This window comes from Flavobacterium sp. ZB4R12 (assembly GCF_048276375.1).
GTDB classification, from domain to species: Bacteria; Bacteroidota; Bacteroidia; order Flavobacteriales; family Flavobacteriaceae; genus Flavobacterium; species Flavobacterium gawalongense.
Genome location: NZ_JBLNKS010000003.1, coordinates 112,116 through 138,354, shown reverse-complemented (window position 1 = coordinate 138,354; position 26,239 = coordinate 112,116). Strand labels below are relative to the sequence as shown.

Annotated in this window: 30 protein-coding genes; 13 read left to right on the top strand and 17 right to left on the bottom strand. The window is 32.6% G+C overall.

Translation table 11 applies throughout. From position 1 onward, the window contains the following. Positions 1-66 precede the first annotated feature (66 nt). The 7 genes from ACNO7W_RS03110 to ACNO7W_RS03080 all read right to left on the bottom strand — a co-directional run bounded on the left by ACNO7W_RS03110 (position 67) and on the right by ACNO7W_RS03080 (position 5,068). Positions 67-585, bottom strand: a complete 519-nt coding sequence (locus tag ACNO7W_RS03110; RefSeq protein ID WP_417936983.1) for a helix-turn-helix domain-containing protein — start codon at positions 583-585, stop codon at positions 67-69. Positions 586-883: 298 nt separating this feature from the next. After that, the gene (locus tag ACNO7W_RS03105) at positions 884-1,177 is read right to left on the bottom strand and encodes a heavy metal-binding domain-containing protein (RefSeq protein ID WP_143386022.1); all 294 of its coding nucleotides are present in this window, start codon (positions 1,175-1,177) and stop codon (positions 884-886) included. A 148-nt stretch (positions 1,178-1,325) separates the two neighbouring features. Beyond that, positions 1,326-2,228 carry a DUF3347 domain-containing protein gene (locus ACNO7W_RS03100; protein ID WP_417936982.1) on the bottom strand — a complete coding sequence of 301 codons (903 nt, stop codon included), beginning with the start codon at positions 2,226-2,228 and terminating at the stop codon, positions 1,326-1,328. 379 nt (positions 2,229-2,607) lie between these two features. Further along, positions 2,608-2,958 (bottom strand): hypothetical protein, encoded by a 351-nt coding sequence (locus ACNO7W_RS03095; RefSeq protein WP_417936981.1) that lies wholly within the window; start codon positions 2,956-2,958, stop codon positions 2,608-2,610. Positions 2,959-3,066: 108 nt separating this feature from the next. Continuing rightward, the gene (locus ACNO7W_RS03090) at positions 3,067-3,411 is read right to left on the bottom strand and encodes a phage holin family protein (protein ID WP_143386019.1); all 345 of its coding nucleotides are present in this window, start codon (positions 3,409-3,411) and stop codon (positions 3,067-3,069) included. A gap of 54 nt (positions 3,412-3,465) precedes the next feature. Further along, complete coding sequence (locus tag ACNO7W_RS03085) at positions 3,466-4,224, bottom strand: alpha/beta fold hydrolase (protein WP_417936980.1); 759 nt, start codon at positions 4,222-4,224, stop codon at positions 3,466-3,468. Between the two features lie 130 nt (positions 4,225-4,354). Next, entirely contained in the window at positions 4,355-5,068 is a 714-nt protein-coding gene (locus ACNO7W_RS03080; protein ID WP_144064471.1) for a pyridoxine 5'-phosphate synthase, read from the bottom strand. A gap of 113 nt (positions 5,069-5,181) precedes the next feature. Between ACNO7W_RS03080 and ACNO7W_RS03075 the strand changes: the two genes are divergently transcribed. From ACNO7W_RS03075 to murI, 8 genes are all read left to right on the top strand, one after another. Then, entirely contained in the window at positions 5,182-5,841 is a 660-nt protein-coding gene (locus ACNO7W_RS03075) for a CBS domain-containing protein (protein WP_143386016.1), read from the top strand. 69 nt (positions 5,842-5,910) lie between these two features. Further along, complete coding sequence (locus ACNO7W_RS03070) at positions 5,911-6,795, top strand: NAD kinase (RefSeq protein ID WP_417936979.1); 885 nt, start codon at positions 5,911-5,913, stop codon at positions 6,793-6,795. A gap of 156 nt (positions 6,796-6,951) precedes the next feature. Next, on the top strand, positions 6,952-7,635 hold the full coding sequence (locus ACNO7W_RS03065; RefSeq protein WP_417936978.1) for a DUF6089 family protein: 684 nt from the start codon (positions 6,952-6,954) through the stop codon (positions 7,633-7,635). 4 nt (positions 7,636-7,639) lie between these two features. After that, positions 7,640-8,380, top strand: a complete 741-nt coding sequence (locus tag ACNO7W_RS03060; RefSeq protein WP_417936977.1) for an isoprenyl transferase — start codon at positions 7,640-7,642, stop codon at positions 8,378-8,380. Beyond that, the gene (locus ACNO7W_RS03055) at positions 8,313-11,057 is read left to right on the top strand and encodes a BamA/OMP85 family outer membrane protein (protein ID WP_417936976.1); all 2,745 of its coding nucleotides are present in this window, start codon (positions 8,313-8,315) and stop codon (positions 11,055-11,057) included. The genes ACNO7W_RS03060 and ACNO7W_RS03055 overlap by 68 nt, the downstream gene beginning before the upstream one ends. Positions 11,058-11,095: 38 nt before the next feature. Then, positions 11,096-12,118, top strand: a complete 1,023-nt coding sequence (locus tag ACNO7W_RS03050; RefSeq protein ID WP_143386012.1) for an OmpH family outer membrane protein — start codon at positions 11,096-11,098, stop codon at positions 12,116-12,118. A 20-nt stretch (positions 12,119-12,138) separates the two neighbouring features. Next, positions 12,139-12,639, top strand: a complete 501-nt coding sequence (locus ACNO7W_RS03045; protein WP_143386011.1) for an OmpH family outer membrane protein — start codon at positions 12,139-12,141, stop codon at positions 12,637-12,639. 114 nt (positions 12,640-12,753) lie between these two features. Further along, on the top strand, positions 12,754-13,530 hold the full coding sequence (gene murI, locus ACNO7W_RS03040) for a glutamate racemase (RefSeq protein WP_417936975.1): 777 nt from the start codon (positions 12,754-12,756) through the stop codon (positions 13,528-13,530). Between the two features lies 1 nt (position 13,531). Here the strand turns inward: murI and ACNO7W_RS03035 are convergent, their stop codons facing one another. The 3 genes from ACNO7W_RS03035 to ACNO7W_RS03025 form a co-directional block, all read right to left on the bottom strand. Beyond that, on the bottom strand, positions 13,532-13,711 hold the full coding sequence (locus ACNO7W_RS03035; RefSeq protein WP_417936974.1) for a hypothetical protein: 180 nt from the start codon (positions 13,709-13,711) through the stop codon (positions 13,532-13,534). A 154-nt stretch (positions 13,712-13,865) separates the two neighbouring features. Beyond that, positions 13,866-14,381, bottom strand: a complete 516-nt coding sequence (locus ACNO7W_RS03030) for a gamma carbonic anhydrase family protein (protein WP_143386009.1) — start codon at positions 14,379-14,381, stop codon at positions 13,866-13,868. 12 nt (positions 14,382-14,393) lie between these two features. After that, positions 14,394-15,392, bottom strand: coding sequence for a type IX secretion system membrane protein PorP/SprF (locus ACNO7W_RS03025; protein WP_417936973.1), 999 nt, complete (start codon positions 15,390-15,392; stop codon positions 14,394-14,396). A gap of 153 nt (positions 15,393-15,545) precedes the next feature. Here ACNO7W_RS03025 and ACNO7W_RS03020 point away from each other — a divergent pair, with 153 nt between their 5' ends. From ACNO7W_RS03020 to ACNO7W_RS03005, 4 genes are all read left to right on the top strand, one after another. Continuing rightward, the gene (locus ACNO7W_RS03020) at positions 15,546-16,445 is read left to right on the top strand and encodes a NifU family protein (RefSeq protein ID WP_143386007.1); all 900 of its coding nucleotides are present in this window, start codon (positions 15,546-15,548) and stop codon (positions 16,443-16,445) included. A 114-nt stretch (positions 16,446-16,559) separates the two neighbouring features. Then, positions 16,560-16,760, top strand: coding sequence for a dodecin family protein (locus ACNO7W_RS03015; RefSeq protein WP_143386006.1), 201 nt, complete (start codon positions 16,560-16,562; stop codon positions 16,758-16,760). Between the two features lie 602 nt (positions 16,761-17,362). Then, positions 17,363-17,959, top strand: coding sequence for a hypothetical protein (locus ACNO7W_RS03010; RefSeq protein WP_417936972.1), 597 nt, complete (start codon positions 17,363-17,365; stop codon positions 17,957-17,959). An 81-nt stretch (positions 17,960-18,040) separates the two neighbouring features. Next, on the top strand, positions 18,041-18,868 hold the full coding sequence (locus tag ACNO7W_RS03005; RefSeq protein WP_417936971.1) for a mechanosensitive ion channel family protein: 828 nt from the start codon (positions 18,041-18,043) through the stop codon (positions 18,866-18,868). Positions 18,869-18,878: 10 nt separating this feature from the next. On the opposite strand, the gene tsaB is transcribed toward ACNO7W_RS03005, so the two are convergent. From tsaB to ACNO7W_RS02990, 3 genes are all read right to left on the bottom strand, one after another. Then, positions 18,879-19,547, bottom strand: a complete 669-nt coding sequence (gene tsaB / locus ACNO7W_RS03000) for a tRNA (adenosine(37)-N6)-threonylcarbamoyltransferase complex dimerization subunit type 1 TsaB (protein WP_417936970.1) — start codon at positions 19,545-19,547, stop codon at positions 18,879-18,881. Positions 19,548-19,632: 85 nt separating this feature from the next. Next, on the bottom strand, positions 19,633-20,937 hold the full coding sequence (locus ACNO7W_RS02995) for an efflux RND transporter periplasmic adaptor subunit (RefSeq protein WP_417936969.1): 1,305 nt from the start codon (positions 20,935-20,937) through the stop codon (positions 19,633-19,635). A 6-nt stretch (positions 20,938-20,943) separates the two neighbouring features. Beyond that, positions 20,944-22,317, bottom strand: a complete 1,374-nt coding sequence (locus ACNO7W_RS02990; RefSeq protein ID WP_417936968.1) for a TolC family protein — start codon at positions 22,315-22,317, stop codon at positions 20,944-20,946. 194 nt (positions 22,318-22,511) lie between these two features. Between ACNO7W_RS02990 and ACNO7W_RS02985 the strand changes: the two genes are divergently transcribed. After that, positions 22,512-23,933 (top strand): DUF4403 family protein, encoded by a 1,422-nt coding sequence (locus ACNO7W_RS02985; RefSeq protein WP_417936967.1) that lies wholly within the window; start codon positions 22,512-22,514, stop codon positions 23,931-23,933. Positions 23,934-24,017: 84 nt separating this feature from the next. Here ACNO7W_RS02985 and ACNO7W_RS02980 read toward each other — a convergent pair whose 3' ends face one another. The 4 genes from ACNO7W_RS02980 to ACNO7W_RS02965 are packed head-to-tail and all read right to left on the bottom strand — an operon-like array spanning position 24,018 to position 26,163. Next, positions 24,018-24,230, bottom strand: a complete 213-nt coding sequence (locus tag ACNO7W_RS02980) for a hypothetical protein (protein WP_143386000.1) — start codon at positions 24,228-24,230, stop codon at positions 24,018-24,020. A 52-nt stretch (positions 24,231-24,282) separates the two neighbouring features. Beyond that, a complete protein-coding gene (locus ACNO7W_RS02975; protein ID WP_417936966.1) occupies positions 24,283-24,822 on the bottom strand; it encodes a DUF420 domain-containing protein in 540 nt (179 codons plus the stop codon). Positions 24,823-24,824: 2 nt separating this feature from the next. Then, on the bottom strand, positions 24,825-25,511 hold the full coding sequence (locus ACNO7W_RS02970; protein WP_417936965.1) for an SCO family protein: 687 nt from the start codon (positions 25,509-25,511) through the stop codon (positions 24,825-24,827). 10 nt (positions 25,512-25,521) lie between these two features. Next, complete coding sequence (locus tag ACNO7W_RS02965) at positions 25,522-26,163, bottom strand: hypothetical protein (RefSeq protein WP_143385997.1); 642 nt, start codon at positions 26,161-26,163, stop codon at positions 25,522-25,524. Between the last annotated feature and the right edge of the window lie 76 nt (positions 26,164-26,239).

The window sequence follows — 26,239 nt, the reverse complement described above, 5'->3', positions numbered from 1 at the left end:
TACTACTCAAAGGTACATGACCTGTATTTTGACTTGTTGTAGAATTTTGGAAATGATTTGTAAATTTTACAAATTATCAATTTGTAATCTGTTGTTTTCTTTTAATTGTTTAAAATGAGTTGGTGTAAAACCTGTTATTTTTTTAAACTGATTACTCAAATGTGCTACATCGCTATAATTCAATTTAATAGCAATTTCGCTTACTGTTAATTCTTTATACATTAATAACTCCTTTACTTTTTCAATCTTTTGAGCAATAAAATAATGCTCAATCGTTGTCCCTTGAACTTCAGAAAACAAATTACTCAATGTGTTGTAATCTTGTCCTAATTGTTCCGACAAATAGCTTGACAAATTAGTTTTTAATTCATTATTTTGATGGTGAACCAAATCAACAATTAGGCATTTAATCCTCTCAATAGTTATAGTTGTTTTATCCTCTAATAATTCAAATCCGAGTGATTGCAATTTTATTTCTAAATCTTGCTTCTGATTCTCTTTGAAATCTTCTAATAATTCAACTTCGCCTAATTCAACTGAAATTGGAGTAAGCCCCAATTTTTCCAGCTCGAACTTTACAACCATAATACATCGATTGCATACCATATTTTTAATAAAGAGTCTCATTTTACGTGATTATTTTGGCATATAAGTAATCGGAATGATTTGTTGTCGCATGATAAAATTGATTAATTCGCAGTATCAATACTAGTTGTAACCAACTTTGAAAAAACAAAATACGGCATTATATAATGCTTATTACTTACTCTTGCTAAACATTTTTAATAGTATTTTATGTTTCATAAATTTATTGATCATATAAACCAACCTTGTCAATTTTACAGCAAGGTTGGTTTGGTTTGAATACGAAAAAATTAAGCTTTTATTTATCGTTTTTTATGGATAATTCAGTAACTGGCTCGGTTAACTTCATTCCGCATTTTGAGCATTTATCATTCAAATTACCTTGAACTTCCGGATGCATCGGACAGGCATACATTTTTTTAGTATTGTTCATCATTTTTGAGTTTTTTCCCATCATTGTTGTGTCATTATCCATCATTGTAGAATCATCATTCATCATATGAGTCTCATCAGTTGCTTTTCCTTTATTTTTATCATTGCAAGAAAGCATTACAAAAGCCATTAGCAGGCCTAAAAAAATAGATTTTTTCATTTTAATTTATTTTAATAATACATTTTGAAGTCTCCAGCTCTTTTCTATAAAAGATGCCATTAAATTTCTGCCTTATAATAGTACAATACAATGGTATTTACACAGTTATAAAACTAATTATTTTACTTATATAATTAACACAAAATAATCACTTAATCTCTTCAATTGTTTTTCCACAACTCAACATTTGAGAACCATAATAAGGGTTCTTAATCGTGTCATCTTTGCTCAACCAATTAGCACCTTTTCCATCATTTGCCATTGGGCAAAACTGGTAAAAAACAGGCGTTTCATACTTAGCGACTTTTATCAAATCGTGCATGTTTTTTGATAAAGACATAAACAGCGTTCTTTGTTTTTTAATATCTTGTGTTTCGGAAATGCTTTTGGCTCCAGTTGTCAAATCTTTCATGACTTTCATCCAAACCAAGTGAACATCCATAGCAAGTTCATCCATTTTCACGGCGTTTAATGACGCTAATAAATCTTTTGCTACAGAAGAAGCCATTTTACCATCCGTTTTGACCAAGGCATCTTTCAACGAAAAGTAATTATCAAAAACTGGTTTTAATTGATTATTGGTTGCCTGTTCTTGATTTAGAGTATCCAAATTTTTATCGTGATCTTCATGATTTTTCATAGTTCCCATTTGCTTCGCCTGTTCGCTATCGCTCGGGTCAGTTTTAGTTTCGGATACCACAGCCACTTTAGCTTCTCTTTCGTATTGACAACATCCCGGAAGGTTATCATAGGCTGCATCAGGAGCAAGAAAGCTGTTGCTGTCATAACCCGCCAAAGCAATACGTTTTAATATTTCCTCTTGATTTGTTTTTTGTGAATCATACGTTAGTGTAGCCATTTGGGTATCTTCATTCCAATCTACCTGAGTCACTTTTTTCAAGTTCCCAGCTTTCTCTATAGTTGTTTTACACATTCCGCAATTCCCGTAGATTTTTACCGTTTCGGTTTTGGTATTTTTAATTTGCGCATTAGCCCCTGTGATTGAAAGCAATACTGTAATTGCCATCACTATTTTTTTTATTGAGTTCATTTTCTAATAATATTGAGGTGAATTAGTCAAAAGCAATATTGAAACAATAGCATGTATTGCTAAAAATTGAATTTGACTATAAATTTAATATGACTATCCGTAATGCGGACTAAAATCATTTCGAATACAATTTTCGTCGTTTGTACATTTATAAAGCATAAATAGTAGCCCACAGATTGTACAGATTATACCGATTTACACGGATTTTTTTACTTGGTGAATCAAACTGTTATTTAAATCTGTACAAAATCCGTTCAATCCGTGTTATCTGTGTGTCCTATTTTATCCTTTGGAACATATTGCGGACTGTCATAAAATTTAATGATTTTAAAGTATTACACTTTGAATTAAGCCCATTTATGGCTGTCTAAAAAGGAATTTAGCTTATTTTAGGTGGAAGCCAAATGGAACGAAAATCAGAAGAAATGAAGATTTCCGAATAATAATAATTTTGTTTTTCTGAAGAAAAATGGAAGATTTTATTGTTTAAATCAGTGTAAAACAATGAAGTCAAACCCAAATAAACGGTTGAGTTACTACAAGAAATATCCTTACAAGCTCCATTACAACCCTCATGATTTTTATTTTTAGAGGCTTTTTCTTTGTTGCAACAGTCGGCCTTCTCTGTTTTTGAAGAAACCTCTTTTTTGCAACACGCTTTCTCGGATTTAGTTTTACATGCAAAAGCTATGCTTGGTGCCATAAAGAAACCAAACACAACTAATAACATTATATAAAACTTTTTTGACATTGTGTATCCTATAGTGAAGTACAAAGGTATTAAATCAGCAGTCAAAGTGAATTTATTCACTCCCAAATACTTGTTAAAAATAATTGATTATTTTCCTTCTCCTAATATCCCATTCATTATAGATTGCAATAATGACAATATGATACTAAAAAACAAGGCTGTCCAAAACGTGTCGACACTAAATCCACCCACAATTTTAGTACACAATAAAATAATCAATGCATTAATGACCAATAAAAACAATCCCAATGTAATAATGGTAACTGGCAAAGTTAGTATTACCAAAATTGGTTTAATAAATATATTAAGTAAGCCAAGAACAACGGCTACAACTAATGCTGTAGTAAATCCAGCCACGTGAACACCCGGCATAAAATTAGCGATTAGCAATACTAAGCCTGATGTAATAAGAATTCTGATTAGTAAATTCATAAATTTTTGTTTTAAAATTTTAATAAATGTAGTGAAAATTTAAAATCATTTAATTTATTTCAAAAAAGAACTCACTTTTTGATAAAATTCGGTTGGGTTTTCGGCATGAAGCCAATGTCCAACATTAGAGATAGTTTCGATGCTTGAATTAGGAAAATGATGCTTTATATTTTCGAAATCACTGTCCAGAATATAATTGGAATTTCCGCCGCGTATAAACAACGTTGGTTTCTCAAAAACTAAATTTTCTTGCAATGAAACTCCTATTTCATCCATTTTTGTATTGAAAACCGCCAAATTAAATCGGAATGCTAATTGTCCTGGCTCTTGCCAATACAAATTTTTCATCAGGAATTGTCTTGTTCCAAAATCAGGGATATATTTTGCCATAATTTCCTCGACTTCGTTTCGGCTTGGTTTTTTCGAAAAATCAACGGCATTTAATCCCGCCAGAATATCCTGATGGTGTTGCGGATAAAATTTTGGTCCGATATCAGCAACAATCAATTTATCAACCAATTCCGGATGAGTCGTTGCCAAAAGCATGGCTACTTTTCCGCCCATAGAATGTCCGATGATATTTATGTTTTCTAAATTATGTGCTCGACAATATTCGAAAACATCCCGAACCATTATTTCATAACTGAATTCTTCGGAATGTAAGCTTCGGCCGTGATTGCGTAAATCAAGAATGTGAACTTGAAAGTCGGAAGCGAATTGTGTTCCTAGTGTTTTCCAATTGTCAGACATTCCAAGAAATCCGTGCAAGATTAAAAGTGGTTTTCCTGAGCCTTCTGTTTTTGAGTAGAGCATAGTATGGGGTTTGGGGAGCGCGTGAGGGATAGCAGTGAAAGCCCGGAACAAAACGAAATGAAATGGAGTTTTGTGAGGACTTGTAACGTATAGCCCGACCCGTTTTTCAGCGGGTCACGCCCAAATTATTTTATTTTAATTTTTGCAAGTACATATTGATCACATTATCCAATCCCAGATAAATGGCTTCGGAAATTAAAGCATGACCTATAGAAACTTCGAGTAATCCCGGAATATTTTCTTTGAAAAATTGAATGTTATCCAAGCTTAAATCATGACCTGCGTTGATTCCTAAACCTATTTGATTGGCCAAAATCGCTGATTCCATATACGGCTGTATGCCTCTTTCGTTACCCAAACTGTATTCGTGTGCGAATGCTTCGGTGTATAATTCGATTCTTTCGGTTCCAATTTTTTTCGCGCCTTCGATCATTTCGAGAACTGGATCGACAAAAATGGAAGTTCTTATCCCATTTCGCTGAAATTCCTGAACAATCTCTTTGAGATAATCAGCATGTTTTATGGTATCCCAACCTGCATTGGAAGTTATGGCATCTATAGCATCAGGAACCAAAGTGACTTGGGTAGGTTTTATCTCCAGAACGAGATCAATAAAGGTTTTCTCAGGATTTCCTTCAATATTATATTCGGTATAAACAATAGATTTCAAATCGCGAGCATCTTGATAACGAATGTGACGCTCATCAGGACGCGGATGAATCGTGATCCCTTCCGCTCCAAACTTTTGAATGTCGGTTGCCACTTTTAATAAATCGGGAACATTTCCACCGCGAGCATTTCGTAAAGTAGCTATTTTATTGATGTTTACACTTAACTTTGTCATTGGAACACTTTTTGATTATGTTAATAGTATTTATTGACGCAAAAATACAAAGTAAAAGGTAGGAGTTTTTGCTTATTTTTGATTATTTTGCATGAAATATTTCCGATTGATTTATGACAGAAATTACAAACTATATTACCAATGATTTTAAAGCGATTGACAGCCAAGAAACTATTGCGGTTGTTCAAGACTTTTTCAATGAATTACACTTTTCACACTTTCCGGTAGTCGAAGAGGGAATTTATATTGGCAGTATTGTATCCGATGATATAGAAACATTTGACAGGGATAAAAAAGTAATTGATTATAGATTCACACTTGAAGGATTTTTTACCAGAACAAATACAATTTGGCTGGATGTTTTAGAAATTTTCGCAAAAAACCATACCAATTTAGTTCCTGTATTAGATGAAAATAACAAATATGTTGGTTATTATGAAATAGAGGACATCATGAAGTTTTTTCATGAGACGCCATTTTTAAAGGAACCTGGCGGAATCATTGTTGTCAAAAAACCGATTTTGGATTATTCGATGAGTCAAATTACTCAAATTGTTGAAAGCAATAACGGAAAGCTTTTGGGTTTATTCATCTCTGACGCTGATGTTGATAGTGTTCAGGTAACTATGAAAATAAGTTTAGGAGCCATGAATGAAATAATACAAACTTTCAGAAGGTATAATTATGAAATTATATCGGAGCATCAAGAAGACAATTACATTAATAATTTAAAGGAACGTTCTGATTATTTAGACAAATACCTTAATATATAGTTTACTCTTTAATTTGTTTATTTACTTCAACAAATTAACAGATTTAACTAAATAACGATTAAACAACAGATGAAAGTAGCTATATACGGACAATACTATCTTGTAAGCACAGAACCAATCATAAAAGATATTTTTGTTTTTTTTAACAAAAACAATGTTGAAATGGTTATTGAAGCAGAATTCCTTAAAATGCTTTATGAAAAGAAAATCATACAAAAAGAATACAAAACTTTTTCATCACATACAGAATTAGACCAAAGTTTTAATATGCTAATCAGCATTGGTGGTGATGGAACTATTTTAAGAGCTGTTACATTAGTCCGGAATTCTGGAGTTCCAATATTAGGGATAAATGCAGGCCGGTTAGGTTTTTTGGCAACGGTTCAAAAAGAGAATATTGCCGCATTTATGCAGTTTGTCATTGATAAAAAATACACTATTTCAAAAAGAACATTATTAAGTTTGTCCTGCACTCCCGAAAACGAATCCCTATTAGACATCAATTTTGCTATGAATGAAATTTCAGTTAGCCGAAAAGATTCCACCTCGATGATTACCGTAGAAACGTACTTGAATCATGAGTTTTTAAATTCCTATTGGGCAGACGGTTTAATTATTGCCACTCCAACAGGATCAACAGGATATAATTTAAGTTGCGGAGGTCCTATTTTAACCCCAGATGTAAAAAGCTTAGTTATTACCCCAATTGCTCCTCATAATCTAAACGCCAGACCGCTCGTTGTCCCAGACGAAACAGAAATTAGATTGAAAGTTTCCGGCAGAGAGGATCAATATTTAGTATCCTTAGATTCCCGAATTGCATCTGTAAAAAACGAATCGATTCTAACCATTAAGAAAACTCCTTTTCAAATAAACATGGTAGAAATCCCAGAAGAAACCTTTCTAAAAACATTACGCACCAAACTGCTTTGGGGAGAAGACAGAAGGAATTAATCCATTTTAATTAAACACTATACGATTCTATCTGTTTTTCACGTTTGGATTTATCTAACGCCTATTTATTGTTAATTACTCAAAAGAGAGGACAATTAACTTAATAGGTATTGAATCGTATTGATAATTATTATATTTGCACGCAATTTTAACTAAATGAACAAAATTTTTAATTTTTTGTTATGCCTATTTCCATTTTTAGCAATTCATGCACAAATTCATGAAGTTGGTATTTTTGTAGGAGGCAGTAACTACGTTGGAGATGTTGGCCCCACGACCTATATATCTCCAAATGAACCTGCATTGGGATTGCTTTATAAATGGAATAAAAGCCCAAGACATGCCTACCGATTTTCGTATACGCAATCAAAAATTGTTTCTAACGATTTGGATTCTGAAGAAGGTGGTAGAAACCAAAGAGGATATCGTTTTGCAAATAGTATAAAAGAAGTATCTTTAGGCCTTGAATTCAATTTTTTCGATTTTAATCTTCATGAATTGAGGAATAAAATCTCTCCTTATGTATATTCCGGAATAAGCTATTTTAGATATGACGAGTTATATATTTTAGCAGGTGAAACCAGGAAAGATAAAGGTTCCGGCTCTTTTGCAATTCCAATTAACTTAGGAATAAAATCAAACATTACACCTAATTTCATATTGGCTGTAGAAGTTGGAGCTCGATATACGCTTACGGATAACCTGGATGGGAGTAATCCGAAGAATGAGAATTTGGAAACGTTACGATTTGGAAATTTAAATAATAATGATTGGTATGTTTTTTCGGGATTAACCCTTACTTATACCTTTGGAAACAAACCTTGTTACTGTGCAGAATAAAGAAATGGATTTACTACCTACAATAGACGCAACAAATTTACCCAAACATTTAGCCATTATAATGGATGGCAACGGCCGTTGGGCAAAACAAAAAGGGCTTTTAAGAGCTTTAGGGCATGAAAGCGGAACAAAATCAGTTAAAAAAATAATTCAAGCTAGTGCCAAATTAGGAATAGAATATCTTACGCTATATGCCTTCTCTACCGAAAATTGGAACAGACCAAAACTGGAGGTAGAAACTTTAATGAGGGTGTTAATCAATTCATTAAAAAAAGAACTGATAACACTCCAAAAAAATAACATCAAACTGAATGCTATTGGTAACCTGGGAAAATTACCAAAATCTGCGCAAAAGGAACTTCTCGATGTAATAAATAAAACAAAAGACAATACGCAAATGACGTTAACACTGGCATTAAGCTATGGCTCCAGAGAAGAATTAGTCAATGCAGTTAAAAACATTTGTAGTAAAGTTAAAAATAATATAATTTCAATAGACACTATTGACGATTCAATTATAAATGAGCATCTTTACACGCAAAATTTACCTGATGTAGATTTATTAATACGAACCAGCGGAGAACATAGAATAAGTAATTTTTTGTTGTGGCAAATAGCCTATGCCGAATTATATTTTACCGACATCCTTTGGCCAGACTTTAAAGAACAAGATTTATATGAGGCTATTATTAGTTATCAAAAAAGAGAACGTAGATTTGGAAAAACAAGTGAACAAATTAAATAATTTTTTAGTGTTACATAAAAGCATAAAAACAGTCCTTACAATTTTGATTTTTGGTAGTTTTACTCAAATTAAAGCTCAAGAAAGAGTTCCTTTTGACCAAGGAAAAAAATACATTCTAGCCGATGTTGCAGTAATTGGAAAAATAAGTTTCAATTCTCAGACAGTAGTAACTTTTGCAGGACTTCAAAAAGGACAGGAAATAACAATTCCGGGTGAAGAAATAAGCAGCGCTATTAAAAAACTTGGAAAACTAGGACTTTTTGATGAAATTTCGTTTTACGTTAACAGAATCCAAAACGACAGTATTTATCTTGACTTAAATATTGCAGAATTACCCAAGTTAAACGAGGTAAAATTTGTTGGTATTAAGAAAAACAAAACTGAAGCTTTAATTAAAGATAACAGTCTTACTAAAAATAAAATTGTAAACGAAAATCTAATTACCACCACTAAAAACTACATTGAAAATAAATACAAAAAAGACGGTTTTTACAATACCAAAGTAACTATAACAACCACCAAAGACACTGCAACAGTAAATCAAGTAAACATGCTTGTAAAAATTGATAAAGGTGAAAAAATAAAAATTGACAAAATTGATTTTGTAGGCAATACAAAATTATCAGATAAAGTTTTGCGTAAGGCAATGAAAGATACGAAACAGAAAAATCCTATTCGAGTCTTGAAAGCATCTAAATTTATACAAGCAAAATACAAAACCGATTTAGAAAAGGTAATTGCCGCTTATAAAGAAAAAGGATATCGTGATGCCCGAATACTTTCGGATTCTGTTACTTACAACAAAGACAAAAATGCATTGTCGATTAAAATAAATGTAGAAGAGGGAAACAAATACTATTTTGGAAACATTAAATTTTTAGGAAATACGGTTTATCCAGACCAATTATTGAGCAGAATATTAAGTGTTAAAAAAGGAGAAACCTATAATGGTGTACTTCTCGAAAAAAGAATTGCAGATAAATCTAAACCAGATGGAGAAGATATTACCAATTTATATCAAAACAGCGGGTATTTATTTTCAAATATAAATGCCGTAGAAGTAAAAACAGCAAACGACACTATCGATTTTGAGATAAGAGTTACTGAAGGACCTTTGGCTTATTTTAATAAAATTACGGTTGTAGGAAATGACAAAACAAATGACCGTGTTATTTATAGAGAATTAAGAACTAAACCAGGAGAAAAATACAGCAAAGAAGAACTGGTGAGAACCATTCGTGAGATAGGACAATTAGGATTTTTTGATCCGGAAGCAATTGATCCAAAATTCAAAAATGTAGATTCTGGAGCTGGGACTGTTGATATAGAATATAACCTTGTTGAAAAAGGATCAAGCCAGATAGAACTACAAGGTGGTTATGGCGGAGGCGGTTTTATTGGTACTCTGGGACTGTCCTTTAACAATTTTTCGGCGAGAAACATTTTTAAAAAAGAGGCCTACAAACCTTTACCAATGGGTGACGGTCAAAAAGTTTCGTTGAGATTACAAGGAAGTACTTACTTTCAAACCTATAGTATGTCATTTTCTGAACCATGGTTTGGAGGAAAAAAACCAGTTCAATTTAGTACGTCACTATCGTACAGCAAACAATTTTTAAATAATTACATAACACAAAGAGTAGATAAAACTAAAAGTTTTAATATCATGACTTTGTCTGTTGGTTTAGCAAAAAGACTGACTGTACCGGATGATTTCTTCGTTTTATCACAATCGATAAGTTACCAACATTACGATTTACAAAACTACAACACAGGATTATTTACATTTGGAAACGGAACGTCAAGAAACTTAGCCTATACCGTAGGATTAACACGAAGTAATAAAGGGGTGAATCCAATTTTTCCAATGTATGGTTCAGAGTTTAGTATTTCAGCAAAATTGACTCCTCCTTATTCGTTGATAAATGGCGTTGATTATGCAACATTAGGTGATCAACAGGAATACAAATACAAATATACAGGTACAACCTATACAGGTTCAAACGGAATACAAGTAAACGAGGGGGATTATGTTGAGGCTATTCCTAGTTCAACAAATCTTACTCCAAATAAAGTTTCCAATTATCAAGATGCTGCTGCTGACCCTGCAAAAGTGGATCAGAAGAAATTTAATTGGTTAGAATATTATAAAATTAAGTTCAAAGCAGACTGGTACACAAAAATTTATGGTAAATTAGTACTCCGAACGTTAACTGAATTTGGATTCCTTGGAGCATACAACCAAGAAAGAGGTGCTGTACCATTTGAAAGATTCTATGTAGGTGGTGATGGATTAGCCAATTATTCCATGGATGGTAGAGAAACCATACAATTGAGAGGATATCCAAACAACTCATTGACTCCGGTAAACAGTGCTGGTGAACAAATTGGAGCAACGGTTTATAATAAATTTTCATTAGAAATGCGTTATCCAATAACATTAAAATCATCGGCATCTATTTATGCATTAACGTTTTTAGAAGCAGGTTCATCTTATGCTAATTTCAAGAGCTATAACCCTTTTGCATTAAGTCGTTCTGCAGGAGCTGGTCTACGTGTATTTATGCCGGCATTTGGATTACTGGGAATTGATTTTGGATATGGATTTGATGCCTTACCTGGAACAGCAAAAGCAAATGGATGGGAAACCCATTTTATCATTGGACAACAATTTTAAAAAAAATTAGTTAAAAATTTTTCTAATACTTTGAAGTTATGAGAAAACAATTTTTATTTCTATTTTTAGCCCTGATAGCTGCAAATACAGTTGTAGCCCAAACCAGAGGAACCAAAGTTGGTTATATTGACATGGAGTATATTCTTCAGAATGTACAAGATTATACGGAAGCCAAAAATCAATTAGAGCAAAAAGCTCAAAAATGGAAGCAAGAGGTCGAAGTTAAAAAAAATGAAATTGATAAGCTCAAAAATGCGCTAAAAGCAGAACAAGCTTTGCTGACAAAAGAACTTATTGACGAAAGAGAAACCGAAATTAAGTTCCTTGAAAATGAGAATTTGGATTACCAACAGAAACGATTTGGAGCTAATGGTGATTTGATTCAACAAAAATCAGTACTGGCAAAACCAATACAAGATCAGGTTTTTACAGCTATACAAGACATTGCAGAAGCAAAAAAATATGATTTCATTTTTGATAAATCATCTGATTTGACAATGCTTTTTGCAGCAAAAAGATTTGATATCAGCGATCAGGTTTTACGTGTATTGAATCGAACTGAAAAGAGAGAACAGTTAACCAAGAAACAGCTTAAAGAAGAAGAGGCTAAGGAAAACAAAGAGGATGCAATGGATGAGAATCCAGTTTTGGCTGACAGACAAAAAGCACTGGATGAGAAAAAAGCAGCGAGAGACAAAATTATAGCTGACAGAAAATTAATCCAGGAAGAAAAGAAAAAACAATTTGACGAAAGAAGAAAACAACTTCTATCTGAGAGAGAAGCAAAAAAAAATGGCACGGTTTCTGTCTCTGCTAAAACAGAAGATTTAAAAACAAAAACGATAGTTAATGATTCGACTGAAGTGGCTTCAAAAAAAGCAGTAGAAGATGCTAAACTGAAACAAGCGGAACAAAAAGCAAAAATTTTAGAAGATCGTAAAAAAGTCTTGGAGGACCGTAAAAAAGCTTTAGAAGAAAAAAGAAAAAAAATACTGGAAGAAAGAGAAGCTATTAAAAAAGCTGCAGCCGAAAAATTAAAAGAAAATACAAACAAAAATTAATACTAAATATTTTAAAAACGATGAAACAAATCAAAACTTTACTAATTGCCGGAATACTTTTCTTTGGTGCAAACCAAACTATTAACGCACAAGCAAAAACTGCTCATGTTGACGTGAGTGAAATCATGTCAAAAATGCCAGCAATGTTAGACGCTCAAAAACAATTGGAGAAATTGAGTGGTACTTATGATGCTGATTACAAAAAAATGGTTGAAGAATACCAAGCAAAATTAAAAAAATATGAAGCAGAATCTGCAACAGTAACTGAAGCTGTAAATGGAGAACGTTCTAAAGAAGTTCAAGATATGCAAAAAAGAATTGTTGATTTTAGAGACAATGCTCAAAAAGAATTGCAACAAAAAGAATCTGATATTGTAAAACCTTTAATGGAAAAAGTAAGAACTTCTATCCAAAAAGTTGGTAAAGCAAAAGGGTTTCAATATGTGTTAGATGGTTCTACACTTTTACTTGCAGATGGTCCAAACTTGACTGCTGATGTAAAAAAAGATTTAGGTTTCTAAAAAACCGCTCTAATAGTTCAAAAAACTGCTCACCCAAAATTTGGTCTTGAGCAGTTTTTTTTTTGTTAAAATAAATTTTAGGAAATTTAAATGCTAGCACTTAACTTTGTTTTTATGAATAACAATCAACCAATAGGAATTTTTGACTCAGGCATTGGTGGCACTTCAATTTGGAGAGCCATTCATGATTTACTCCCTAATGAAAAAACAATCTATTTAGCCGATAGTAAAAATGCCCCCTATGGCCAAAAATCAAAAGAAGAGATTGTTGCTTTAAGCATGAAAAACACCGATTTTCTGCTTAAAATGAACTGTAAACTAATTGTTGTAGCTTGTAATACTGCAACTACAAATGCCATTCGAGAATTACGCGAAAAGTATGATGTTCCTTTCATCGGCATTGAGCCTGCCATAAAACCCGCAGCGACTCATTCTAAAACACAAATCATAGGAATTCTTGCTACACAAGGCACATTGAACAGTGAGCTTTTTAATAAGACTACTGAAATGTATCAAGACACAAAAATAATTGAACAAGTAGGGCATGGATTAGTGCAACTAATTGAAAATGGTGATGTCAATTCCCCAGAAATGACAAAACTGCTTCACTCCTATCTCACACCCATGATTGAAGCCAACATCGATTATTTAGTATTAGGCTGTAGCCACTATCCGTATCTGATTCCTCAAATAAAAAAAATACTTCCAGAACATGTAAAAATTATCGATTCTGGTGAAGCTGTAGCTAAACAAACTCAAAAACTATTAGGCGAAAAAATAGGTTTTTCCTCGACCGAAAAAAGCAATCCTGTTTTCTTTACCAATACCAATCCGAAAGTATTATCTGAGATTTTAGAGCATAAATATTTTGTTAAAAAAATCGATTTTTAGTCTATTCAAACTTTCTTTTGACAAACCAAATTCCATCTAAACATAAATTAAGTGACAATTTGTGATAATTTTCTTTGATAAGTCCATCGCTGATTCTACCCTTTTGCCCGTAGGAATAGGTGATATTCAGCGCTGAAAATGTGTTTTCGATAGGAAGTGAAACCCCAAGAGAAAATGACATCGAATTAATTCTTTTATTATCAACCTCCAGATAACCCGTATCATAATTTAGTTCTGTTGAATATTTAATCCTATCAGAATAACTTCTTATCTTTTTTGCCCATTTTTATTTAGAAATTCATAAAGAAACAATTACCCAAAAAAAAATCTAAATCCTATTCCTCTTTAAACCAACTGGAATACATTACATAATTATTCGAAATGCGTTCGATTTCACCTGCAAAATCAGATTGATTAATGTCTTTTACTTTTTTGGCAGGAACACCGGCCCAAATCGAACCTGAAGCAACAACAGTATTTTGAGTAATAACAGCTCCGGCAGCAACAATAGAATTGCTTTCGATAACACAATTATCCATTACTATAGCTCCCATTCCAATCAATACATTGTCATGAACCGTACAACCATGAACAATGGCATTATGGCCAATAGAAACATTATTTCCTATAATTGTTGGATGTTTTTTATAGGTACAATGAATTACTGCACCATCCTGAATGTTTACTTTATTACCTATTTTTATGAAATTCACATCACCTCTTATTACGGTATTAAACCAAACACTGCATGAAGTACCAAAGCTAACATCACCAACAATAGTGGCATTCTCGGCTACATAACAATCTTCAGGTATTGAAGGCGATTTTCCGTTAACAGATTTAATCAACATGGATAGAGTAAATTAATTGATTGCTGGACAGTAACATTCGTATTTTTCAGCCTTGCAAAATAAATTGATTCCCAAAGTAATTTGATGGAATCCTCCATTATCAAATTTTACAGGGCCCGATACATTTGAATACGTATAAGCGAGCATAAAATTATTAAAATTGACTCCAACTATAGGAGTAATATATTGAAGTTTTTGTTTAGAAACTCCAGCTCCATCAGTATATTCAGCTCCGTCTAAACTTCGACGGTAAGACAAACCTCCCCAAAGTTTTCCGAAATCCATACTTTTATATGCTTTAACATTAAAGTCAATCGATTTTTCTTTCGTCTTATCTACAAGTTGAAATAAAATCGATGGTTCCCATAATATTTTTTCTCTGTTTCCAAAAACATAACCAGCGCTCAATAAATATTTTCTTAAATTATCACTTTCATATTCAGTGTAAATATCTCTTCTGGTTTCAATCGCATTTTTAACCGTCCCATGAACATAAAAATCTAAATAATTATAGGATGCTCCAATATCAAAATTAAAGTAAGAATCTTTTTGCACAATAGTTCCATTAATAATTGGATCGAAATCCCCAGACTGCCTAAACTCCGTTTCATCCAGTTGGCTTTGAATCAATCCAGCACTAATACCAAAAGACAATTGATTCAAATCAATTTCATCTCTGGAAAACATAAGATGATACGCATACGTAAGTTTTATCCCTTTTTGAGAGTGATACCCATTTTTATCATTAAAAAGAATAATCCCCGCTCCTGCTTTTTCCCCCACTCTTCCATTAAAACTTAACGTCTGAAGTTCTGGTGCATCCTCTTGACTAAACCATTGTTTCCGTGCAGTAAGTCTAATTTTTGCACAATTTGCAGCTCCAGCCATTGAAGGATGGATTAAATAATAATTATCTGATAAGTAATCAGAATAAACTGCAACTCCTTCTTGTGAAAAAGAATATTGATACACAAAAAATAGGACCGCAAAAAATTTAATTTTGTTATACATAGAAATACTATTATATAAAGATGATTGCTGACTCAATGAAAGGTATAAATACCTAGTTAATAACTAAATTTCTGTTAATTTATTTTATTAAAATTCAAATATAGCTATTCGTAGAAAATAACTTTACTAAATTTGTAAAAATTTACAAAGATCATGACAAAAGTTACCATAAAAGAAACACAAAACCCTACTATATTAAAATTTGAATTTCAGGATTTCATTACTCAAAATGAGAGTTTCGAATTCAAAAATATAGATGAGGCTAAATCTTCCCCTCTTGCACAACAATTGTTTTACTTGCCATTCGTAAAAACAATTTATATCTCGGGAAACTTCATTGCTATCGAGAAATATAGCATTGTAGAATGGGAAGATGTAAAAGATGCAGTGGCAGAACAAATAGAGAAATTTGTAAATGATGGCGGAACAATCATAACAATAGATGAAAACAAAACTAAAAAACAGCCCATTACGGTTTATGGAGAAACAACTCCAAATCCAGCTGCTTTGAAATTTGTGGTGAGCAAAATGTTGACCAAAAATGCTATTGAATTCAAAAATATTGATCAAACTGGTGCTTCGCCATTGGCAAAAGAACTCTTCAAATTTCCTTACGTAAAAGAAATTTTCATTGACGAAAACTACATCTCCGTAACCAAATATGAAATCAATGACTGGCAGGAAATCACCTTAGAAATAAGAAGTTTCATTAAACAATATATCGAAAACGGAGGAACCGTTTTAGATGAAAATTTTATTGAAGCCGTAACAGCTGAAGAAAATACTAAAGCAAAAGAATTTGACAATCTGGATGTCACTTCACAACAAATCATCAACATATTAGAGGAATATGTAAAACCAGCCGTACAAGCTGACGGAGGTAATATTGCATTTGACTCTTATAACGAAACTGATAAAACCGTAAAAGTAATTTTGCAAGGCGCTTGTAGTGGTTGCCCGTCATCAACATTCACTTTGAAAAGTGGTATAGAAAATATGCTGAAAAGTATGCTGAACGACGAAGGAATTAAAGTGGAAGCGATAAATGCATAAACAAAACACACACTTAACTGATAATGTTATAGTTAGATGAAAATAATTGCCATTTTAAATTGAAATTTTAAATAAAATAGGTACATTTAATCTTTAACTTAACAAATAGAAATTATGTCAGTATTAAAAGTAATTGAAATACTTTCCAGCTCAGATATAAGTTGGGAAGATGCAGCTCGAAAAGGAGTTGCGAAGGCGGCAAAATCCGTAAAACACATCCGTTCGGTATACATTAAAGACCATAGTGCAGCCGTAAGTGGAGGAGAAATCACAGAATATAGAGTAAATTTAAAATTAACTTTCGAACTCGAATAGCTTAATTTGACCCAATTAATTTAAGCGTTTCATTTGAGACGCTTTTTTTATTTATAATTTATTTTAGGAGCTATTTCCAGCTATACGTTACAATCTTTCTAGTCCAGAACTTGTTTCAGTATCCTGAAACAAGTTCTGGACTAGAAAGGATTTCCACTTCAAACGAAGTTCACTGAACTCCGATGAAAATGTGGATTAAGTGAAGTAATCTGGGCTAAAACAATCCCAATGAACGAACTAAATTTAAAAACCTGCCTCTATTTATTACAACGCCAACAATCCTGTTAATTGGAAAGCTTAGATTTAGCTTCAAATTATTTGGCAAAAAAAAGAATTGACCCTTTGTGGAGCATTAGCTTCAGAGTATTGTGCAAAAATAAACAGCATGTATATCCCGAATATTGTTTTGGCAGTAACCCAAAAAACATCAAATCTTCTATTTTTAGCTTCACCGTTTAAAAACGACGAAACACTATTTTATGCTTGTCAAAAACAAATATATTCAGCATCAAACACTGATTTTCAGCAAATTATTAATGGTTTAATAAAGCATTCTTAGAAAAAATTGCTTAATATTGTAAGTCTAATTAAACATAAACACCATGGGACTATCTTCATTTTTTAAAAATTTGTTTGGCTCAGCCAAAGAAACAGCCAGCGAATTAGCAGACAAAGCGGAAACAACTTTTGAACAAGCAAAAGAAACTGCTGCACCTTATATTGAAAAAGCGGAAACATTTGCCGAAGAAACATTTGAGAAAGTAAAAGAAACCACATCCCCATATCTAGAAAAAGCAGAAACTTTTGCGGAAGAGACATTTGACAAAGTAAAAGAAACAGCTGCACCAATCATAGCGAAAGTAGAGGATTTTACTGGTCAGGCTAAGGAAACAGCAAGTGATGTTTTAGGAAAAATGGTAGAAACTGTAAAAGAAAAAACTGGCGTAACTGCAGATAAAGTTGAAGAGGTAGCAACTGAAACCAAAGCAGTAGCTTCGGAAACTATGGAAACCATAAAAGAAAAAGCTGGCGTAACTGCAGAGAAAGCTGAAGATTTAGCAACTGAAACAAAAACTGCAGTTTCGGAAACTACTGAAACTATTTCTGAAAAAGCGAGTGCATTTGCAAGTGATGCAGATGCTGAAGCAAAAGAAATTGCCAAGAAAACCATAAATAAAATAGAAGAAGACGCCGATTAATTGATATAAAAATAATTTATTTATATTTTTGCACTTCAAATTTAACCTTCTCTTTTGAGAGGGTTTTTTATTACTCAAAAAATGAACTTAAATCCTAATCAACTTACTGATTATGCCAATACTTTTGTAAAAGCATTAATTGATTATTCCCCAAAAATAATTTCTGCCTTTGTAATTTTATTTGCAGGCCTTTACACGATTCGACTTATCAATAGATTCATTAGAAAAATAATGATAAAAAGGGATTTAGACCCTACATTAACAAAATTTCTTGCCGATATATTGCTTTGGATTTTAAGAGTATTATTATTTGTGACTTTTATCTCAAAACTAGGAATAGAAACTTCTTCTTTTGTAGCTATTCTTGGCGCAATGGGACTTGCAGTAGGTTTATCGCTTCAAGGTTCTTTATCTAATTTTGCAGGGGGAATGCTGATTATTCTCTTCAAACCATTTAAGGCTGGTCATACAATTGAGGCGCAAGGCGTTATTGGAACAGTAAGCGAAATACAAATATTTGTAACCAAATTAATTACGGCTAACAATCAAACTATTTTTGTCCCAAATGGATCTTTATCAAATGGCACTATTATCAATTACTCCTTACAAGGATACAGGAGAGCCGATTTGACAATTGCCATTTCCTACGATACCAATATTAAAAAAGCAAAAGATATAATTACTACCGTTTTAAACAGTAACCCCAAAATACTAAAAACTCCAAGTGCTGAAGTTTCTGTAAAGAATTTGACTGATAACGCCATCCAACTTGCAGTTAGACCATGGGCAAATAACGAAGATTTTGGTGTTGTTTTTTCTGAAACTTTAGAAAGCTGTAAACTAGCATTTGATACTGCCGGAATTGTCATTCAACCTTATGTAAGAGAATCATCCAAGGCTAATTCTTAATTTAAGTATCTTATTTCTTTGAGGTAGTAATCATAAAATCTTTCAAATAATACGGTTCAAAATAAGCGACATCTACCGTGTCGCTTATTTTGTATTTTTCAAAACTTAACAAGCTCATTTCCTTTGCCGAAGGAAACTTGATTTCATCTAAAAAAACAAAAGTTTCTTTAGTCAGAACTGTTTTGCACTTCTCTGCGCAATCTCCCACAAAATAAAGTATTTCCTGAAAATCTTCAAATGAATTTTCAGTAATGATTTCGGCCAAAGTTGCTCTCCTATTTTCAAAATTAGGGGTAAAAACAGCGCTGTACACTTCCATTCTTCTGGCATCAATCATTGGAATAATCAAGCCATTTGAAACTTTAACCTGAGAAGCTAATGTTTTCAAGGTATCAATAGCTATCAAAGGTATGCCTAAAGCGAAACACAGCCCTTTTGCGGCAGAAACTCCTATTCGCAATCCCGTATAAGACCCGGGACCTTGACTTACCGCAACAGCGACTAAATCTTTAAAAGTAATTCCTGCTTCTTGTATAATTTCTTCAATAAAAACATGTAATCGTTCGGCGTGAGAATACCCTTCTTCAGCAATTTCTTTGCACAGAATCGTTTTTCCTTCTTTTGCAAGAGCAACAGAACAGTTTTTAGTTGCGGTTTCGATGTTAAGTATATAATCCAATTTTATATTTTTATTTTTAATGTGAAAATCACAATCATAAAATAAAATTTATGATTGTGATTTTCAAATATATGTACTTTATGTATTACTTCTTGCTTTCTTCTTTATCTTTTTCTGTTTTTAATGTTACTTTATCTCCAGAATTAAGCTCCTTAGAAACTGTAGTGTAAGGACCCGTAATAACGACATCTCCTTTTTTAAGTCCAGTTAAAACTTCAATATTAGTATCATCCTGAATTCCGGTTTTAATGATTCTTATTTTAGCTTTATCACCTACTTTTACAAAAACACATTCAAATTTCTTATCACTTTTAGGTGCTGCTTTTTTCTCATCGGATTTAGGATCCTCAATTTTTATTTCCTTAACTGCAGCTGTATCTGATTTTACTACAACTGAACTTATTGGCACAGACAATACATTCTTTTTTGTTTTGGTAATAACATCAACTGTTGCCGTCATTCCTGGTCTAAAAGGAGAATATGCATCTGGTTTTCCTTTTAATAAATCTTGATATGATTCTTTAAGTATTCTTACTTTAACTTTAAAATTAGTTACTTGGTCAGCGGTCAAAGAAGAACTCGCCGAATTAGAAATGCTTGTCACAATCCCTTTAAATTGTTTTTTCAAATAAGCGTCAACTTCAACTTTTGCTTCGTCACCTACTTTTATTTTTACAATATCATTTTCATTTACATCAACTTCAACTTCCATGTTATTTAGATTCGCAACTCTCAATATTTCGGTTCCAGCCATTTGCTGGGTTCCCAATACACGTTCACCTAACTCAACATTAAGTACCGAAACAGTCCCGTCAGCAGGTGCATAAATAATTGTTCGCCCAAGATTATCTTGAGCTTCATTTACTGAAGCAGAAGCACTTCTTACATTAAAATAAGCCGTTTGCTTGGCCGCTTTTGCAACCTCAAAAGAAGCGATAGATTTATCCCAATCTGATCTGGAAATAATTCCTTTATCGAACAAAGTTTTATTTCTGTCATAACTTGCTTTGGCTTCTTTAAAAGAGGCATCTGCCTGACTCAAACCTGCTTTAGTTCCAGACAAATTAGCAACTGTTCTATTTAATCCCGAAGTATACAAATCAGGATTTATCTTTACCAATAAATCTCCTTTTTTTACTACTTGTCCTTCTTTCACAGGTAATGAAATAATTTCACCAGAAACCATAGAAGATATTTTAACTTCAATTTCAGGTTGAATTTTTCCTGTAGCCGAAACGGTTTCAACAATTGTAGTTGCATCAACTTGGGCTATTTCTACTTCTTTCCCTTTATCTTTATTTCCTATAATTCCTTTTTTTGAAAGCACTATCAATAATGCAATAAGTACCACAGCACTACCAATTAAGATATAAATTGTTTTTTTTGACATAATAATCTAGTTTTTAATGATTGGAATTCCAAAATAGAATTCTAAAATTTTGATTTTAAAAATATAATCGTATTTCGTTCTAAGAACCTCTGATTGTGCATTAGTGAGTAAGGTTTGTGATTGGTTGAAATCAAAAGAATTCATCAACCCCACTGCATATTTTTCTTTGGCATAATTATAGGCTTCTTGTCTTGACTCTAATGCTACAACTGAAGATTCATGAGCATTTAGCGCCCCTTTAGCATCCGTGAAAGCAGTATAAACATTTCTCTGCAAATCCAATTCTTGTTGTTCTAATGCGATTTTTGATTTTTCTAAACTCACTTTGGAACGCTCTACATTATTTTTTGCTGAAAATCCATTAAATATTGGAATTGACAATTGAGCACCAAAAGATTGTCCCTTGTTGTCACTAAATTGAGTCCAAAAAGGATCAGGCTTTTGAGCTCCAATTATAGTTCCTGTAATAGGGTCATATTGAGGAACGTCTGCATACGATACACGGCTATTGAAACTATAAAACCCTTGAAGTGTCGGTTGAAAAGCCCCTTTTGCAATAGCAACATTTTTCTCGGCAATTTCCAAATTGGTTTTGGCAATTTTTAATTCTGTTCTACCTTCTTTAGCCTTATCATAAATAACAGTTGGGGTTTGAGCCAAAATATTATTTTCATCTTTAGCGGAAGTCCCATCAATTATATCAAAATTCTCAAAATCTTTTAATTGTAATAATTGGGCTAGACTCAATTTTGAAATTAATACAGCATTATCTGCAGCAATAACATTTTGGTTGTTTGAAGCTACTGTGGCTTTTATATCTAATAAATCTCCACGCGGAATAGATCCTGCGTTTACTAATTCTTGCGAACGGGCATACTGTTTTTCATTAATAGCCAATTGTTCTTTTTGTACTTTTAGATTTTCCTTATTAAACAGCACTTGCAAAAAAGAATTAGCAACATTCAGTGCGACATCTTCCTGCATTTTAAGCAATTGATATTTCGCTGCAACTATCGAAAGATTGGCTTTACGAAGGTTGTTTTGATTTTGCAAACCTTTGTAAATATCTACACCGACATTTGCACCAGCGGAGGTAAACTGAGTAGTTTGATTGCGCAGAAGTCCTGTTGTAATATCCTGATTCAAACCAATATTCCAAGAGTGAGAAGCATTGACATTTAAAGATGGAAGAAAATTTCCTATCGCGCCTTTTTTATCAATAGCTGCCGTTTTAGAATCTAATTCGGTTTGTTTGATTGAAATGTTGTTTTGTATGGCATATTTTATGCATTCTTCCAAGGCCCAATTTTTAGATTGCGCCTGAATTGTTATGCTACAAACTAACATTAGAATTAAACTAAAAAAACTTCTTTTTTTCATATATTTTGAATAAAAGTGCAGTATCACTGCTAAACAAATTTAACTTTTTCTAATAAAGAGCCATGGAATAATATGAAATATTTCACCCATAAATCAGTTATAAAAACAATTAGACTTTGAAAATTACCATTTGTTACAAAAAATCCTAAAAATATATTTCTTTTGTTAATTTTGCTCTTTTAAACTAAAATAAAATGCTAAAATCCTTTTCAGTCTTACTGATTACCCTTCTTATTGTGTTGACTTCCGGTTGTTCCACATCTCAAAAAATAGCTACATTAAAACCCGAACCAGATGATGCTATTCCCTTAGTTTACGAAAACATACCTTCTTTTATTAATTTACCAATTAGCATAAAATTAAAGGATATTGAGAACCAAACTAATTCACTCTTAAACGGATTAATCTATGAGGATAACAACATTGAAGATGATGATATTGAAATGAAAGTTTGGAAACAAGCACCAATCACTATCACGAATGATAACGGATCCCGAAGCTTCGGGGCAGGAGAAAAAATAAAAACGATTTTGCCATTGAAGGCTATAATAAAATATAGAATCGGCGCAAAAAAATTGGGTGTGGAATTATACAACACTAAAGAATTTAACCTTGATGGCGTTGTGACTTTGATAAGTGATGTGGATTTAATCAATTGGAAATTAAACACAAAAACCGAATTAAAATCATTAGATTGGAATGAAAGTCCAACAATGACCGTTTTTGGAAAAAATATGCCCGTCACTTATTTAATTAATCCTGGTATAAAACTTTTTAAATCGAAAATCGAAAAAAAGATTGATGATGCTATAGCAAAATCTATGGACTTTAAACCTAATGTTCTTTCCGCATTAGAAAAAATTTGCACTCCTTTTCAAATGAGTAATACGTATGAAAGTTGGCTTCGAATTGTTCCTATTGAAATTTATTCTACCAGCGCCAAACTAAAAAACGACACTTTCATACTGGGAATGGGAATGAAATGCAACATGGAAACATTGATAGGACGACAACCAGAATCTAAATTTAACAAAAACAAAATCGTTCTGAAACCCGTCACAAAAATCCCGGAAGAAATGACAGCAAATATTGTTGCAGTTTCTACCTATCAAGAAGCTTCAAAAATAATGACCAAAAATTTCTCTGGACAGGAATTTGGCTCAGGAAGTAAGAAAATTAAAGCGCAAAACGTAGCTATTTGGCATAAAAACGGCAAAATGATAATTGCTTTGGATGTATTGGGATCTGTTGACGGAACTATTTATCTGGCTGGATTTCCACAATACAACGAACAAACCAAAGAAGTATTTTTTGACAAATTGGATTATGCCTTAGACACAAAGAATAAATTAATGCGCACTGCTAACTGGCTTGCTCAAGGATTAATTTTAAAAAAAATTCAGCAAAGTTGTCGCTACTCTATAAAACCAAATTTAGACGAAGGAAAACAAAGCATGGTAAATTATTTGAAGAATTATTCGCCCATGCCAGGTGTTTATGTAAATGGAAAAATGGAAGATATTCAATTTCAAAAAATTGAACTAACAAATCAGGCTATCATTGCCTTTATACAAGTAAAAGGAACTGTAAATGTATCGGTAGATGGTTTAAAATAGAGATCCCCTCCCCAACCCTCCCCGAAGGGGAGGGAGCCATTCAGATAAAATGGAATTTGGGTTGTTTTTTTAAATTTTTAACCCTTAGGCTTTCTTCTTTTTCATTCTATAGATAGCATAACCAATAGCCCCAACTAGAATATAAGGAATTACCATTAAGTAAACGATTCCGTCATTGACAGCTGCCGCTTTCGCTGTATTGCCTTCACTAGCCAATGCTGCACGACACATAGCACATTGTGCATAGGAAGCAACTTCAAAAAACAAAAAACAAAAAACAAAAAGTAAATTTTTCATGTTTAGCACTGAATACTGAACACTAAAAACTGAACACTGAACACTTTCTTTTCTATACATAATATGGTGAAATCATTAAGTAAACAACTACTCCGGTAACAGCAACATACAACCAGATTGGAAAAGTGATTTTGGCAATCTTTTTATGGGTATCAAATTTTTGCGATAATGCTCTAACATAAGTTATTAAAACCATTGGAATAATAGCAATGGATAAAATGATGTGCGTGATTAAAATGAAAAAATAAACATATCGAATTGTCCCTTCACCACCAAATTTTGTAGAATCAGCAGTCATGTGGTACGCAACATACATAACAAGAAAAGCTATAGATAAAGCAATTGCTGAAGTCATCAATCTTTCATGAAGTATTCTTTTTCCGTTTTTAATGGCAAGTACAGCGGCAATTAAAACAAGAGCCGTCATTCCATTGATAGTAGCGTAAATTGGAGGTAAAAAAGAAAGCGGCTCAACATTGTAGCCAAAATCTTTTAGTTTCACTCCAAAAAGAATCGCGACTACAACCGGAATCACAATTGATACAATGATTATAAACTTACTAAATTTTTGTTCTAATGAATTATCTTCCATTTTTATTCTTCTAATAATATATTGATATCCTGCTGAATGTTTCTTACTCCTTTTTTATCTAAACCATCGTAATATAAAATCGGGTTTCCAAAATCATCTTTTCGGCAACGAATATTACCATTTTTATCAATTAAGGCAAATAATCCCGAATGCTCAACCCCCCCCGTCACCTTAGCGTTTTCACCCGCATAAAGGTTAAACCCCTTATTGGCTAAATCAAAAATATAGGCTTTATCTCCGGTCAAAAAATTCCAATTTGAAGATTTAACACCTAAAAGAGCAGCATGCTTTTTCAACACTTCCGGCGTGTCATTTAAAGGATCTATTGTAATAGAAACAATTCCAAAATTAGGATTCCCAAAAAAACTCTTTTCAATAGCCAACATACTTGCATTCATTTTTGGGCAAATTGTCGGGCACGTTGAAAAGAAAAACTCCAAAACATACACTTTTCCTTTGTAAGTCTCATTAGTTATCTTTTTATTATCCTGGTTTACTAATTCGAATTTTGGTGCCGGACCAATTTTGACTAATTTCTCATCTCCCTTAGTTGTCGGATTGACTTTATCCAGTCGATCCCCCCTTACAACTTCGTTATTTTGAATTTTATCTATTATTTTAGGTACAGCATAAATTCCGAAAATTAATACAATAAATGAAATTCCTATGTATGATTTATTTTTAAGCATAAATTAAAAATTAAATTTTTCTGGTGGCATTATTATTTTTTTTAAGAGCAGCACGATATTCATAAAGAATAACTTTAAAATCATCTAACATTTCGTTACTTAACTCTGCCGGATGAAACGTATTATAACCTTCTTTATAATCCTTCACCAGTTTTCTTCCTCTAAGATTTCTTTCTTTATCAATTATATATACGTTTGGTGTACCTAAATTCCCATCAAGTTCCCCTACCAGTTTTAATTGATCATAATAAGTATTAATCTCCTGAGGAGAGGTGAAAAGAAAATGCCATTGAGAAACATCGGTAAAAGCAGCTAAAGCATCAATCACTTTTTTAGCATCATTTTCAGTTCCGACAGGGCAAATTACAACAAATTGCAAATCTTTGAAGTCATGATACCTTTGATAAATTTTTTGATTTAGATTGAAAAAATTTCCTCTGTTTTTCAAAAGTTCAGTACCTGAAAAACCAAGAATAGTGACTTTTCCGTCTAAACTGATTTTTTTTCCGTCTAGAGATTTCCATTTACCAAAATCAGCAGTTTTTGGAGTTATAACAGGTAATTTTGTAAAACTATTTACACCCGAAGCAAAAAAAAGATAAGCAACTATAGGCAAAATGAAAAGGACAAATAGAACAATATTTTTTTTCATTGTAATGATAAAATTTAAAGTACAAAAATAAAAAAAAAGGTACGCAATGCGTACCCTTTTTTTGAATTAATATCTT